This window comes from Devosia sp. YIM 151766 (assembly GCF_030285925.1).
Lineage (GTDB): Bacteria > Pseudomonadota > Alphaproteobacteria > Rhizobiales > Devosiaceae > Devosia.
Map to the genome: position 1 here is coordinate 535,217 of NZ_CP127251.1, position 14,662 is coordinate 549,878.

The 14,662-nt window shown below is 64.5% G+C and carries 12 protein-coding genes; 8 read left to right on the plus strand and 4 right to left on the minus strand.

Going from position 1 to position 14,662, the window contains the following annotated elements:
* The first annotated feature begins 1 nt into the window (after position 1).
* The gene (gene cbiB / locus O9Z70_RS02575) at positions 2-970 is read left to right on the plus strand and encodes an adenosylcobinamide-phosphate synthase CbiB (RefSeq protein ID WP_286020936.1); all 969 of its coding nucleotides are present in this window, start codon (positions 2-4) and stop codon (positions 968-970) included.
* Positions 971-997: 27 nt separating this feature from the next.
* Here cbiB and cobU read toward each other — a convergent pair whose 3' ends face one another.
* Complete coding sequence (gene cobU, locus O9Z70_RS02580; RefSeq protein WP_502870175.1) at positions 998-1,534, minus strand: bifunctional adenosylcobinamide kinase/adenosylcobinamide-phosphate guanylyltransferase; 537 nt, start codon at positions 1,532-1,534, stop codon at positions 998-1,000.
* A gap of 266 nt (positions 1,535-1,800) precedes the next feature.
* Here cobU and O9Z70_RS02585 point away from each other — a divergent pair, with 266 nt between their 5' ends.
* The 5 genes from O9Z70_RS02585 to speG all read left to right on the plus strand — a co-directional run bounded on the left by O9Z70_RS02585 (position 1,801) and on the right by speG (position 7,418).
* Positions 1,801-2,742, plus strand: a complete 942-nt coding sequence (locus O9Z70_RS02585; protein WP_286020938.1) for a glucosamine kinase nucleotide-binding domain-containing protein — start codon at positions 1,801-1,803, stop codon at positions 2,740-2,742.
* 12 nt (positions 2,743-2,754) lie between these two features.
* The gene (gene zwf, locus O9Z70_RS02590; RefSeq protein ID WP_286020939.1) at positions 2,755-4,236 is read left to right on the plus strand and encodes a glucose-6-phosphate dehydrogenase; all 1,482 of its coding nucleotides are present in this window, start codon (positions 2,755-2,757) and stop codon (positions 4,234-4,236) included.
* Complete coding sequence (gene pgl / locus O9Z70_RS02595) at positions 4,237-4,932, plus strand: 6-phosphogluconolactonase (protein WP_286020940.1); 696 nt, start codon at positions 4,237-4,239, stop codon at positions 4,930-4,932. It begins immediately after the preceding gene.
* A gap of 122 nt (positions 4,933-5,054) precedes the next feature.
* Positions 5,055-6,869, plus strand: a complete 1,815-nt coding sequence (gene edd, locus O9Z70_RS02600) for a phosphogluconate dehydratase (RefSeq protein WP_286020941.1) — start codon at positions 5,055-5,057, stop codon at positions 6,867-6,869.
* 12 nt (positions 6,870-6,881) lie between these two features.
* Complete coding sequence (gene speG, locus O9Z70_RS02605; protein WP_286020942.1) at positions 6,882-7,418, plus strand: spermidine N1-acetyltransferase; 537 nt, start codon at positions 6,882-6,884, stop codon at positions 7,416-7,418.
* On the opposite strand, the gene O9Z70_RS02610 is transcribed toward speG, so the two are convergent.
* Together O9Z70_RS02610 and mutL are read right to left on the minus strand one after the other, a co-directional pair.
* Positions 7,413-8,972, minus strand: coding sequence for a VOC family protein (locus tag O9Z70_RS02610; protein WP_286020943.1), 1,560 nt, complete (start codon positions 8,970-8,972; stop codon positions 7,413-7,415). The genes speG and O9Z70_RS02610 overlap by 6 nt on opposite strands.
* Positions 8,969-10,777, minus strand: coding sequence for a DNA mismatch repair endonuclease MutL (gene mutL, locus O9Z70_RS02615; RefSeq protein ID WP_286020944.1), 1,809 nt, complete (start codon positions 10,775-10,777; stop codon positions 8,969-8,971). The genes O9Z70_RS02610 and mutL overlap by 4 nt, the downstream gene beginning before the upstream one ends.
* 167 nt (positions 10,778-10,944) lie before the next feature.
* Here mutL and O9Z70_RS02620 point away from each other — a divergent pair, with 167 nt between their 5' ends.
* Both O9Z70_RS02620 and O9Z70_RS02625 read left to right on the plus strand, forming a co-directional pair.
* Positions 10,945-12,627 carry an alpha/beta hydrolase gene (locus O9Z70_RS02620; protein WP_286020945.1) on the plus strand — a complete coding sequence of 561 codons (1,683 nt, stop codon included), beginning with the start codon at positions 10,945-10,947 and terminating at the stop codon, positions 12,625-12,627.
* Positions 12,624-13,079 carry a nucleoside deaminase gene (locus O9Z70_RS02625; protein WP_286020946.1) on the plus strand — a complete coding sequence of 152 codons (456 nt, stop codon included), beginning with the start codon at positions 12,624-12,626 and terminating at the stop codon, positions 13,077-13,079. Before O9Z70_RS02620 ends, O9Z70_RS02625 begins: the two co-directional genes overlap by 4 nt.
* Here the strand turns inward: O9Z70_RS02625 and O9Z70_RS02630 are convergent.
* On the minus strand, positions 13,076-14,533 hold the full coding sequence (locus O9Z70_RS02630; protein ID WP_286020947.1) for a M81 family metallopeptidase: 1,458 nt from the start codon (positions 14,531-14,533) through the stop codon (positions 13,076-13,078). The two genes, O9Z70_RS02625 and O9Z70_RS02630, sit on opposite strands and share 4 nt — an antisense overlap.
* Between the last annotated feature and the right edge of the window lie 129 nt (positions 14,534-14,662).

The window sequence follows — 14,662 nt, forward strand, 5'->3', positions numbered from 1 at the left end:
CATGGAATCGCTGATCGCGCCGCTGGCGCTCGCCGTGGAACGCCGTCTCGGCTATCCGCAGAAGTTGACCGACACGGTCGGCCACCCCGTCATCTGGTTCGGCAAGCTGATCGGCTTTTGCGAGACTCGACTGAACACTGAAAAACGCACTGCTTGGCAACGCAAGCTGGCGGGTGTCGTCGCCCTGGGCCTCTTGCTGCTTTCGGTGCTGATCGTCACTGTCGGCATCCGCACGATTTTGTCCTGGCTGCCTTTGGGCTGGTTCGTCGAAATGCTGCTGGCCACCGCTTTTTTGGCCCAGAAAGAACTGGGTCGGGCCGTCAATGCCGTTTCCGAAGCACTCCGTCAGTCCTTGGCCGCCGGGCGCGAGGCGGTCAGTCATGTCGTCGGTCGCGATCCTCAGGCCCTGGATGAAGCCGGCGTCGCCCGCGCCGCCGTGGAGACATTGGCCGAAAGCACCTCGGACGGCGTCGTCGCGCCCTGGTTCTTCCTCGTGCTGTTCGGCCTGCCCGGCATCGCGCTCTACAAGGCTGTCAATACCGCCGATTCCATGATCGGCCATCGCAACGAGCGCTATCGCGATTATGGCTGGGCCGCTGCGAAGCTCGACGATGTGCTCAATTGGCTGCCGGCGCGGTTCTCGGCGGTTCTCGTCACCATTGCCTGTTTCTTCACCCCCGGCGCCAGCCCCAGCCGCGCCTGGGCCACCGCCCGGCGCGATGCGGGAAAGCACGAATCGCCCAATGCCGGCTGGCCCGAAGCCGCCTTTGCCGGGGCGCTCGGCTTCCAGCTCGGCGGTCCCCGCGCCTATGACGGCGAAGTCATCGACCTCCCGGCCTTCGGCACCGGCAAGCTGGCGCTCGGCGCCAGCGACATCATGCTCGCTCTATTGCTCTATCGCCGTACGCTGGACGTATTGCTGACGGTGAGCGCCGCGCTCGCCATCATGCTCCTGCTTGGCTGGCATTAGCAGCGGCTTATCGCCCCGTTGAGATTCTTACGCCGTCTCGGCAGGGGCCTCGCCCTTCATGGTCAGCGGCAAGCCTGCGGCGATGAAATAGACATCCTCGCAGACCTCGGCCAACCGCTGGTGGGTCGAGCCGGCCAAGTCGCGAAAAGTGCGGGCCATGGCATTGTCCGGCACGATGCCGAGCCCGACCTCATTGGACACCAGGATGATCTTGGCCTGGCGGAATTCCATCAGCGTGGCGCAAAGCTCGCCCACTGCGGTGGCGACGTCTTCATTGGCGATCAGCAGATTGGTGAGCCACAGCGTCAGGCAATCGACCAATACCACGTCATGCGTCGCGCCGGCCTTGAGGATGGCGTGGGACAATTCCAGCGGCTCCTCGATAGTGGTGAAGCGATTGCCGCGCGAGACCTGATGGCTGGACACCCGCTCCCGCATCTCGCCGTCCAGGATATCGGCCGTGGCCAGATAGGCCGCCCGCGCGCCTGAATGCAGCGCCACCTTTTCGGCAAAGGCCGTTTTGCCCGAGCGCGCGCCGCCCAAAATCAGGCAATGTCGTGTCATCATCCAACCCCATGCCGGTCCGCGGCGACTGATTGCTGTTTGTAACCTTGGCTCCAACGGCAAGCCGCTGCAAGCCGTTCCCCCTTGCGGCTTCTTTGTCGGCGGCCGGGCGCGCACCGCGCCGATATCGAACGATTTCTGCCATATGCTACTTTCGTCTTAACCTCTTTGGCATTATGGTCCGCGCCGAATTGACCCCCTAGTTTGGGATCGGCCGCAGCGTCCTGCCTTTTGCGTCCTTCCCCCGATCCATGGAGAAGCCGTTCGTGCCGCGATATTACCTTGGCGTCGATGGTGGCGGCACCAATTGCCGCGTGCGACTCGCCAATGAGCGTCTTGAGACGCTGGCCGAGGTGAAAAACGGCCGCTCCAATCTCCAGATCGATGGGGGAGACCCGGCATATAAGGCTATCAGCGACGGCGCCCGCGATGTTTTCGAGGCCGCCGGCATCGATTATGCCGAAGCCGCCAATACCTTTGCCTGTTTCGGCATGGCCGGCGGGCGCATGGATTCGGCCCGCGATGATTTTGCCGCGCGCCGCTGGCCCTTTGCCGGCGTCAAGGTTTATGACGACATCGATATCGCCCATGCCGGCGCCCTGGGCGGCGAAGAGGGCGGCGTGGTGATCATCGGCACCGGCTCGGCCGCCATGTCCATCGTCGGCGGCAGGCGCTATCAGGCCGGCGGCTGGGGCTTCCATATCGGCGATCAGATGTCGGGAGCCATTCTGGGCCGGGAACTGGCCCGCTACGCCGTCGAGGCCGAGGATGGGCTGGTGGAAGCCTCTCCGCTCACCAAGGCGGTGATCGCGGCTTTGGGCGGCAACAACCAGGCGGCGATGACCTGGTCCTTTGCCACCGATCTCGATCTGAAGCTGCTTAGCCGCGACGGCACCGAAGGCTGCGACGATGCGCTGGTCGGCCGCGCCCCCGGCGAATTCGGCCGGCTGATGCCGCTCTGGTTCGAATATCTCGAACAGGGCGATCCGGTTGCCCGCAAGATGCTCGACATTGAATTGGGCCATGTCGACAATTATGTGAATTGGTTCAAAAGCCATGGCGCCTCCGTCATGGCGATCGTGGGCGGGCTCGGTCAGAGGCTGTTCCCGAACCTCCAGCAGCTTTACGGCACTTTCGTTGCCCTGCCCAAATACGAACCCCTGCATGGCGCGATCATTCTCGCGCGGCAGAATTTCGCCTCGAACTAAAGGGCCTCTCATTTGTCCAGCCGCATCATTCCCGTCCAGCCTTTCGACTATGTGGTGTTCGGCGCCACCGGCGATCTGACGAAACGCAAGCTGGTGCCGGCGCTCTATCACCGCTTCATGGACGGGCAGTTCGACGAGCAGAGCCGCTTCATCGGCGCGTCGCGTTCGAAGCTGAGCGAAGCCGAATTCCAGCAATTGGTGCGCGAGGCGCTGGAGCAATTCGTCGACAAGCAATATCAGGATCCCGAGACTATCGAGCGCTTCGTCGCGATCTGCACCTATGTGCCGGTTGATGCCAGCAAGCCCGATTCATCCGGCGATCTCGGCGCCGCCCTGCGCGACGATCCTAAAATCGTCCGCGCCTTTTATCTCGCGGTGGCGCCGGACCTGTTCGAACCCATTGCCGAATATCTCCACGCCAAGAAGCTCTATCGCCGCGATGCCCGGGTGGTGATCGAAAAGCCGCTCGGCCACGATCTGGCATCCTCGCAGGAAATCAACGATGGCGTCGCCAAGATCTTCAAGGAAGATCAGGTCTATCGCATCGACCATTATCTCGGCAAAGAGACGGTGCAGAACCTGCTGGCGCTGCGCTTCGCCAATACTTTGTTCGAGCCGGTATGGAATTCCGCTCATATCGACCATGTGCAATTGACCGTGGCCGAAAGCGTCGGCGCCGGCACGCGCGGCTATTACGACGAGAGCGGCGCGCTCCGCGACATGATCCAGAACCACATGCTGCAATTGCTCTGCCTTGTGGCCATGGAACCGCCCGCCAATGACGACGCCAATGCCCTGCGCGACGAGAAGCTCAAGGTTCTCCGCGCCCTGCGCTCCATCGCCAATGGCGAAGTCGGCAAGGAAACCGTGCGCGGCCAATATCGCGGCGTCAAGTCGGAAACCGCCTCGGTCGCCTCCTACCAGGATGAATTGCCCGAGGACAAGAAGGGCAGCCGCACCGAAACCTTTGTGGCGCTCAAGGTGCATATCGACAATTGGCGCTGGGCCGGCGTGCCCTTCTATCTGCGCACCGGCAAGCGCATGGCCGAGCGCGTCTCGGAAATCTGCATCCAGTTCAAGCCCATTCCGCACTCGATCTTCGATCATGCAGAAGGCGCGCCCAAGCCCAACAAGCTCATCATCCGCCTGCAGCCCGATGAGGGCGTCAAGCTGATGATGATGATCAAGGATCCCGGCCCCGGCGGCATGCGTTTGCGCGAAGTGCCGCTGAACCTCTCCTTCGCCGAGACGTTCACCGAACGCACGCCCGAAGCCTATGAGCGCCTGCTGATGGACGTGATCCGTGGCAGTCAGGCCCTGTTCATGCGCCGCGACGAGCTGGAAGCCGCCTGGCAATGGGTCGACCCGATCCGCGAGGCGTGGAACCGCGCCTCCGAGCCGCCTCAGACCTATACGGCCGGCACCTGGGGTCCAAGCGGCGCCGTGGCGCTGATCGAGCGCGACGGCCGCACCTGGTATGAAGGAAACAATTAGATGACCATTGACCGTCGCAGCTTCGCCGACAAGCCCACTCTCGCCACCGAACTGGCCGAGTCCGTCGCCGACCGCATCCGCGCCGCGATTGCCCAGCGCGGCGCGGCCGCCATCGCCGTCAGCGGCGGCTCCACCCCCGGAAAGTTCTTCCAGGCCCTGGGCAAGACCAGGGACATCGATTGGGACAAGGTGGTGGTGACATTGGTGGACGAGCGCTGGGTCGATGAAACCAGCGACCGCTCCAATGCCGGCCTCGTCAATGAAAAGATGCTGCAAGGCCCTGCTGCCTCGGCGCGGTTCTTTCCGCTCTATTCGGGCGGCGACGAGCCCACCCCGGACGCCATAGCCAAGACCAACGCGCTGATGGCCGAATTGCCCAAGCCGTTCGCCGCCGTCATTCTCGGCATGGGCAATGACGGGCACACCGCCAGTTTCTTCCCCGGCGGCGACACGCTGAGCGAGGCGCTGACCGCCGATGGTCCGACCTTGGCCATCCGCGCCCCCGGCGCCGGCGAACCGCGCGTCACCTTCACCCTGCCGCGCCTGCTCGAAACCGATGGCCTCTACCTTCACATCGAAGGCGGCGAAAAGGCCGATGTGCTCGACGCGGCTTTGGGCGACGGGCCGGTGGAGGATATGCCGATCCGCGCCGTGCTGCGGTCCGGCGCGCCGATTTCTGTTTACTGGTGTCCATGAGGCTCCTGGGGCGGTCCCCAATCGACCGCCCTGGCCGCTGACGGATTGCCGGTTTTGATGCAAGGATAAACCGCGCCAGCGGCCCTCTTCTGGCGCGCCCTTGCGAGCAATGGAGACTTGCCATGAATGTCCGTCAGGCCATCCAGGACGTGACCGACCGCATTGCCGCGCGCAGCCGCGACACCAGACGCGATTACCTCGACCGGATCGAAGCCGCCAAGGAGCGAGGCGTTTATCGCGGCGCGCTGTCCTGCGGTAACCTCGCCCATGGCTTCGCCGCCTGTTCGCCGTCCGAAAAGGCGGCTTTGGCCGGCAACAAGACGCTCAATCTGGGCATCGTCACCAGCTATAACGATATGCTGAGCGCCCATCAGCCCTATCAATTCTATCCCGACATCATCAAGCAGGCGGCCCGCGAGATCGGCGCCACGGCGCAGGTCGCCGGCGGCGTGCCCGCCATGTGCGACGGCGTCACCCAGGGCCAGCCGGGCATGGACCTGTCGCTGTTCTCCCGCGACGTCATCGCCATGTCCACCGCCATCGCGCTCAGCCACAATATGTTCGACGCCGGGGTGTATCTGGGCATTTGCGACAAGATCGTCCCCGGCCTCGTCATCGGCGCCCTGAGCTTTGGACATCTGCCGGCCGTCTTTGTGCCCGCCGGCCCCATGCCCTCCGGCCTGCCCAATGACGAAAAGAGCAAGGTTCGCCAGCTCTATATGGAAGGCAAGGTCGGCCGCGCCGAATTGCTCGAAGCCGAAAGCAAGTCCTACCATTCGGCCGGCACCTGCACCTTCTACGGCACCGCCAATTCCAATCAGATGCTCATGGAAATCATGGGTCTGCACCTGCCCGGCGCCAGCTTCGTCAATCCCGGCACGCCCCTGCGCGATGCGCTGACCCGGGAAGCGACCCGCCGGGCCCTGTCGCTGACCAAGGAAGGCAATAATTACACCCCGATCGGCCACATCCTCGATGAAAAGGCCATCGTCAACGGCCTGGTCGGCCTGCACGCCACCGGCGGTTCCACCAACCACACCATGCACCTCATCGCCATGGCCGCCGCCGCCGGCATCCAGATCACCTGGGACGATATGAGCGACCTGTCCGACGCCACTCCGCTCCTGGCGCGCGTCTATCCCAATGGCGTCGCCGATGTGAACCATTTCCATGCCGCCGGCGGCATGGGCTATCTTATCAAGGAATTGCTGGAGGGCGGCTATCTCCACGAGGATGTGAAAACCGTCTGGGGCACGGGCCTGTCCGGCTATACCGTCGAGGCCAAGCTGATCGACGAGCAACTGACCTTCGAACCCTCGCCCGATGAAAGCGCCCTGCCTAAAGTGCTGACCGGCGTCAAGGCGCCGTTCCAGCAGACGGGCGGCCTCAAGCTGCTCGACGGCAATCTCGGCCGCTCGGTCATCAAGGTCTCCGCCGTCAAGCCCGAACATCGGGTGATCGAGGCGCCGGCCCGGGTCTTTCATGGCCAGGAAGGCTTGCAGGCCGCGTTCAAGGCCGGTGAATTGACCGGTGACATGATCGCGGTCGTCCGCTTCTCCGGTCCGCGCGCCCTCGGCATGCCGGAATTGCACAAGCTCACCCCTTCGCTCGGCATCCTTCAGGATCGCGGCTTCAAGGTGGCGCTGCTCACCGATGGCCGCATGTCGGGAGCCTCGGGCAAGGTGCCCGCGGCCATCCACATGACCCCCGAAGCGGTCGATGGCGGTCCGATCAGCAAGATCCGCGATGGCGACATGATCCGGCTCGACGCCAATGAGGGCACGCTGACCTTCCTTGGCGACGAAAAGGAATTCTTCTCCCGCACGCCCGCCACCGAAGATCTGCGCTCCCAGCATTCGGGCATGGGCCGCGAGCTCTTTGCCGGTTTCCGCAGCCTTGTCGGCGTGGCGGATCGCGGCGCCAGTGTTTTCGGCTGATCGGAGATCGCCATGTCCGCATCGAACGTAGTCCGCCTGCGCCCGCTGGAACGCGAGGACCTGCACTTCGTCCATCAGCTCGACAACAATGCCAGCGTGATGCGCTACTGGTTCGAAGAGCCCTTCGAAACCTTCGCCGAGTTGAGCACGCTATACGAGGAGCATATCCACGATCAGAGCGAGCGCCGCTTCGTCATCCAGCTGGATGGCGACAGTGTCGGGCTGGTCGAACTGGTCGAAATCAACCACGTGCACCGGCGCGCCGAGTTCCAGATCATCATTGCCCCCGACCATGAGGGCAAGGGCCTGGCCTCCCGCGCCGCGGCGGCGGCCATGGATTACGGCTTCAGCGTGTTGAACCTGCACAAGCTTTATCTGATCGTCGACAAGGACAATGCCCGGGCCATTCATATCTATGAAAAGCTCGGCTTTCAGGTGGAAGGCGAACTGGTCGACGAATTCTTCGTCAACGGCGCCTATCGCAACGCGTTGCGAATGTGCATTTTCCAGGCGCCCTATCTCGCCAAGCTTCGCGAAGCGGCCTCATAGCGCGCTCGGGGACGGTCCCTGAGCCAGCCATTCGGCCATGGCGGGCGCATCCTCGTCGATGAGGGCGTGTCCGGCGGCCAGGATTTTCGTCTCAACCTCGGCGCCGGCAGCGCTCAACGCCGCGGCCAGCCTTTCGCCCTGAGCGCGAAAGGCGTCGCTCTCGCCCAGTACGATAAGAATGGATGTTCCGGCGAGATCGGCTTCCGGCGTCTCGTCCAGAACCATGACCGGACGCAGCAGCACGGCGCGGCGCACAAAGCCCGGATGCAGCAGCAGCGCTGCGCCCAGTAGATTGGCGCCATTGGAATAGCCCAGTGCCGCCAACCGGTCCCTGTCCAGCCGATAGGCGCTAATGGCCTCCTCGAAAAAGGCTTCCAGCGCCCGGGATTCGAAACGGATATCCTGCTGGTCGAAGATCGAGGGTCCGAAACCGCGAAACCAGCGCTGTACGCCGCTTTCGGTGCTGCGCCCGCGCAGGCCGAGGAGGGTGGCATTCGGCGCCGCCCGGTGGGCCAATGGCATGAGATCGGTTTCGTTGCCGCCGGTGCCGTGCAGCAGCGCGATGCTCGTGCCATCGGGCCGCTCCGGGGTGAAGAAGCGGTGTTTGTAGATCAGGTCGCGATAGACCACCCGTTCCTCGCCGGGCAAGCCGAATTGCGGCAACATCACCTTGATCGCATCCGGGTCCGGCGTGTCCGGGGGCACGAACAGCGTCGTCCCCAACTGGTCCAGGGTCTCGTCAAGCGTGAAGCCGGGACCGTCGCTGGCCATTTCGATCAGCACATTGCCCGGTTCGCGCACATAGAGCGAGGCGAAGTAATTGCGGTCATGCAGATTGGTGACACTGGAATTGCGTTGGCGCAGCTCCGCTTCCACCGCCTCGATCTCGGCCGCATTCCTGGCGCGCAGCGCCACGTGGTCGACAATGCCGGTGCCGGGTGCGCCGGGCCAGAAACCGGCGGCATCGCGCACGTCCAGGACATCGCCGATATCGGAAACCAGCCGCTGCACCTTGCCTTCGGCCGCGCCCATGCGGAAGCCGAAATAGCGGGCGAGGAAAGCCGTGGTTTCTTCCTGGACGTCCGAAAGCAGCGTCACGCCGCGAATGCGCCGGATCGCGTGTTTAGCGGGGATATCGCCCTCGGGCATGTCCAGCGCCGGCAGATCGGCGCTGACCAGCTTGATCACTATATTGTCCGGATCGCGCAGCCGCAGCATCGTCTCGCCGAATTCCTGGCCGGCATCCTCGATCTTGACCTGATGTTTCAGCGCCCGCTCCAGCCAATAGCCGATGGAGCCCGGCGCGATGGCCAGCGCCAATTCGCTGGCCTGACCGGCGCCCGCCTGTCCGGCCGAGCCGCCCTGCCAGACGAGGAACGTGACCAGCGAGCCCGGGGTCGCGGCATAATCGCCATAGAACAGGTGCAATTGCCGCGCATCTTCATAGCCGCCGGTGCGCTTGACCAGCCGCAGTCCGAGAAAGCCGACATAGAAATCGACATTGGCCTGCACATCGCCGGTGATCAGCGTGACATGATGAATGCCGGAGGTCATCTGCTTCTCCCGAACAGCCTCTCGATATCGCTCTTTTTCAGTTCCACATAGGTCGGCCGCCCATGGATGCACTGGCCCGAATGCGGCGTGGCCTCCATGTCGCGCAGCAGGGCGTTCATCTCGTCCACCCGCAGCCGCCGCCCCGACCGCACCGAGCCATGGCAGGCCATGCGGGCAATGATCGCCTCCATGCGGTCGGTCAAGGCCGCCGCGCTGCCCCATTCGGCCAGGCCATCGGCGAGATCGCGGACCAGGCCGGCAATGTCGGGATTGCCCAATAGGGCCGGCGTCTCGCGCACGGCGATGGCGCGGGGGCCGAAGCGGTCGAGATAGAGCCCGAACCTTTCCAGTTCCGGCGCCGCTTCTTCCAGCCTCCCGCAATCTTCCTCCGGCAATTCGACGATGACCGGAATGAGCTGCGCCTGGCTCGCCACCGGTCCCGACGCCATCTGCGCCTTGAAGCGCTCATAGACCAGCCGCTCATGGGCGGCATGCTGATCCACCAGCAACAGGCCCTTGTCGCTCTGGGCGATGATGTAATTGTCGAACATCTGCGCCCGCGCCGCGCCCAGCGGATATTCGCCCAGTTCCGGCCCCGCCTCCATGGCGTCGACACGGCCGCTGGGTTCGGTGAAGCCGGAGAGCCGCCCCGGTGCCTCGTCGTGATTGAGCGGGGCTCGATCGTCCCGCCAGCCGAAGCCGGCCGGGCGATGGGACGCCGCCGCGCCGGCAGGAGCCATTGCCGCCGCCGCCATTTCCGGGGCGGCAAAGGCGCCCAGAATATCGTCGGCCACGCTGCTCGACGCCTTGAAGCCGGCCGCCGTCAGGGCCATGCCGATGGCCTTGATCACCGCCCCGCGCACCGCGCCCGGATCGCGAAACCGCAATTCCGCCTTGGCCGGGTGCACATTGACATCCACCTCGGCCGGATCGATGGCGAGATAAAGCGCCACCACCGGAAAGCGGTCGCGGAACGTGTAATCGGCATAGGCTGCCCGCACCGCCCCGACCAGCACCTTGTCGCGCACCGAGCGGCCATTGACGAAATAGAACTGGCTCAGCGAATTGGCGCGGGTATAGGTGGGCAGGCCCGCCATGCCGGCAACGACGACGCCGTGCCGCGCCATGGCGAGGGGAGCGGCGTTTTCCACGAAATCGGCGCCCATGACCTGGCCCAGCCTCGCCGCCAGCGCCCCCTCGCCGCTGACGGCGGGCCAGTTCGAGCCGCTGCGGTCGCTGCCTTCCAGCACGAAATGCACTTCGGGATTGGCCATGGCCAGGCGCTTGACCACGTCGGTGATCGCCGAACTCTCGGCCCGCACGCCCTTGAGGAATTTGCGCCGGGCGGGCACCTGCGCGAAAATATCCCGCACCTCGATGATCGTGCCCCGGTTCATGGCCTGCGGCATCGGGCCGGTGCGGCTGCCATTGTCGACGACGAGTACCAGCCCGCTCGCCGCCTCGGCGGTGCGCGACGCTATCGACAGCCGCGCCACCGAGCCGATGGAGGCCAGCGCCTCGCCACGAAAGCCCAGCGTTCTGATATCGTCCAATTCGTCGGCCGAGAGCTTGGATGTGGCGTGCCGCTCCACCGCGAGCAGCAGATCGTCCCGATCCATGCCATGGCCGTCATCGGTGATGCGGATCAGGTCCATGCCGCCATTGGCTGTATTGATGACGATGCGGCGGGCACCGGCATCGATGGAGTTTTCCACCAATTCCTTGACCACGCTGGCCGGCCGCTCCACCACTTCGCCGGCGGCGATACGGTTGATCAGGTCTTCGGGAAGCTGGCGAATGGGCAAGGGCGATTCTCCTAACGCCGCCAATATAGGGCAGGGCAGGGCGCATTCCGACCCGCTTTGGCCGCTTGTGCCCAGGCCGATGCCCGGCAATCGCCGCATATCCAATTGACCGCGGCACCCGAGGGGTCCACCTAGAAACCATGAATCGTCCCCAATCCCCACGATCGATGCGATGGACCCGCCGCGCCAATGCCTTTTGGGATGGGCTGGCCCAGCATTTCTCCATGCCCGGCCTGTTGCTGGGCTCTTTATTCTTCACCCTGTCGCTGACGCCATCGCTGCTGCCGCGCACCGAGAGCGTGCAGGGCATTCTGTCCGGCTGCTGCTTTGCCGTCGGCTATGGTGCGGGCAATCTCGTCCATTGGCTCTGGGGCTTTCTGGGGCTCAGGGTGCCGCCGGGACGGGTGACCCGGGCGATGGGCATGGTCGTCGCTTTTGTCGGCCTGGCGCTGGTGCTGATGGCGCTGGGCTATGCCAATACCTGGCAGAATTCGGTGCGCGCCGTGATGCTGCTGCCGCCCGTGGATCATTCGCAGCCGCTGATCATTGCCGGCGTGGCGCTGCCGGTCGCGGCTTCATTGGTCGTCGTCGGCCGGCTTCTGGTCATGCTGATCCGGCTGGTGTGGGACTGGCTGGCGCGACATTTGCCGCGCCGCGCCGCCCTGGTTCTGGCGACGGCGCTGGTGGTCATTGTCGGCGCCGTGCTGGTCAACAACCTGTTCTGGCGCACCGCTCTGCGCGCCGCCGATGCCTTTTACGAGCGGCTCGACGCGCTCGTCTCCACCCAGGACGCACCGCCCGCCGAATGGTCGCAAACCGGCAGCGCCCAATCGCTGATCGATTGGGACACGATCGGCAAGGATTCCCGCATCTATGTCCAGTCGGGGCCCGATGCCGAGCGAATTGCCGCCGTGACCGGCAAGCCGGCCATCGAGCCATTGCGCACCTATGTCGGTCTGCGCTCGGCTCCCAATGTGGAAGCGCGCGCGCAATTGGCCCTGGACGAATTGCTGCGCATCGGCGCCTTCGAGCGCTCGGTGCTGGTGCTGATCATGCCGGTGGGCACCGGCTGGGTCGACCGCGCCGGCATCGACACGCTCGAAATGCTGCATGGCGGTGACGTGGCCAGCGTGGCCATGCAATATTCCTATCTCACCAGCGCCTTGTCGCTGCTGGTTCAGCCCGAATATGGCACCGAAACCGCCCGGGCGCTGTTCGATGTCGTCTATGCCCACTGGACCGGCCTGCCGCCCGAAAGCCGCCCGCGTCTTTACCTCTATGGCCTCAGCCTCGGCGCCCTCGCCTCGCAGAATTCCACCACCGTCTATGACGTGCTCGGCGATCCCTTCGATGGCGCGCTCTGGGCCGGACCGCCCTTTTCGAGCAGCATCTGGAGCCGGGTTACCGACAGCCGCCAGCCCGACACGCCCTATTGGCTGCCGCGTTTCGGCAATTCCTCGGCCATTCGCTTCATGAACCAGTCCGGGACCGCGACTTGGGACGATGTGCCCTGGGGACCGATGCGGATCGTCTTCCTGCAATATGCCAGCGATCCCATCGTCTTCTTTTCCTTCACCGCCGATTGGCAGCGCCCTCAATGGTTCGATACGCCGCGCGGGCCCGATGTCTCTCCCGCGCTCAACTGGTATCCGATGGTCACCTTCCTGCAATTGGCGCTCGATACCGCCCTGTCGCAGACCGCGCCGGTCGGCTATGGACACGTCTATTCGCCGCATGACTATATCGACGCCTGGTATGAGGTGACCCAGCCGCCCGGCTGGACCCGCGACCAGCTCGAAGCCCTCAAGCGCGCCATCGACCCCGACGATTACGCCCCGTTCCCGCCATGACCGAAACCAGCGACAAACCCATGGACCTCGCCCTGCGCCTCGCCGAGGAAGCGGCGGCCCATGGCGAAGCCCCCATCGGTGCGGTGATCGTGGAAGGAAATCGCGTACTCGCCGCCGAACGCAATCGCATGCAGGCTCTGGGCGACCCGACCGCCCATGCCGAGATGCTGGCCATCCGCGCTGCCCTGGCGGCGCGCGGCAGCGGACGGCTGGATGGTTGCGATCTCTATGTCACGCTCGAACCCTGCGCCATGTGCGCCGGGGCCATCGCCCATGCCCGCCTGCGGCGCGTCTACTTCGCCGCCGAGGACGTCAAGGCCGGCGCCGTCGAAAACGGCATTCGCCTGTTCGACCAGCCCAGCTGCCATCACCGGCCCGAAGTGGTCGGCGGCCTCTCCGCCGCCCGCTCCGAGGCGCTGCTGATCGGGTTCTTTCAGAAATTGCGCCGTTAGGCCCAGGGATCGTCGACCATCGGCCAGATATCGCGCCGCGCCTTGCGATACTCTGTTTCCGCGGGCCGGTTCGGATAGGGCTGCCCCGCCGAGCAATAGATGATCTCCGAGGCGATCCGCGAGAAAGAATCGTAGAAATGATTGGTCGACTTGATCAGCAGGATCTGGCGGCTGGTCGGGTCGATCCCCATCACCGAGAACAGGCTGGGATCGAAGCTCTGCGCCCGGGTGGAATTGAGGATCACGTCGATCCCGTCGAAATGCACCCATGCCGCGTCCCCGAACGGGGCGAGGCTTTCGCCGAACCGCATTTCGGCATTCTCTTTCAGGCCCCTGACGATGACCCGCTTGTCGATCGGATCGCCGGTGAACGGGGCCGATTTGGCGCCGAAGCGCAGCGGAATTTCCGCCCCTTCTCCCGCCGCGAAACAGATTTGCACCGCGATCGGGTCCCAGATCGTGCCGACCGCCACGTTTTTCGCGCCACGCCGGATCAGCTCGGCCAGCAGCACGGTGGCGTCGCCGGCCGTGCCGCCGCCGGGATTGTCCCACATATCGGCGATCACCACCGGCCCGCGCGGCGCGGCCATCGCCGCCTGCACGGCGGTTTTTTCGTCCACCTGGCTCACCATGAACGTGCCGCGCATGGCGAACAATTCGCGCCCGAGCCTTTCGGCGAGAGCCGCACCCATTTCCGGCTGACTATCGGTCACTGCCACCATTTTGGTGCCCATTTCCGGCACGTCGCCAGCCATGAAGCCATGCACTACCGACAGCGACAGCAGGCCCGGTTCGGATTGCTCCAGCCGCATCAGCTTGTCGACGAAACCGCGCATCGGCTGCTTCGAGGTGGGAAACACATCGATCATCCGGCAATCGAAAATGCTCATCACCGGCCTGATCTCGCCCTTCAGCGTCCGCACCGCGATGGCCCAGAGATCGCGGGCGCGGTCGACGAAATCGATGTGAGGAAAATCCTTGAAATAGACGAAGAAATCCGCTGCCGCTGCCCGCTTGGCGGTGAGATGGCTATGCGGGTCCAGTTCGGCGCAGACCAGAATGTCGGGCCCGACAATGACGCGGATGCGGCTCAGCAGATCGCCCTCGGGATCGTCATAGCCCTGCGCCACCATGGCGCCATGCAGTCCCAGCACCACGGCGTCCACCGGCATGGCTGCTTGCAACTGGCCGATGATCTCGTCGCGCAATTCCTCATAGGTCGACCGCGCCACCAGTCCGGCCGGATCGGCCCAGCTGGCGCTCCCCTCTATCAGCGTCCAGCCTTCGCGCGCGCACACCTCGCGGCCGATAATGATCGGCGCGGTGCACAAGGTCGGGGTTGCCGGATGCTGGCCGGGCTTGGCATGAAGGGACGCCTCGAATGCCCGCTTGTCGATGGCAATCGGGGAAAACGTATTGGTCTCGGTCGCGAGGGCGGCGGTGAAGACTCGCAAGGCTGGAATCCGGGCTGAGGCAAATGAGCGCGCTTGTGGATGCTATACCATGGCGCATCGGCAACCGCGTAACAAATTTACATTCCACCTCATGGTTTTTGTATCGATCCTCGATTTCGTCGCCGAAGC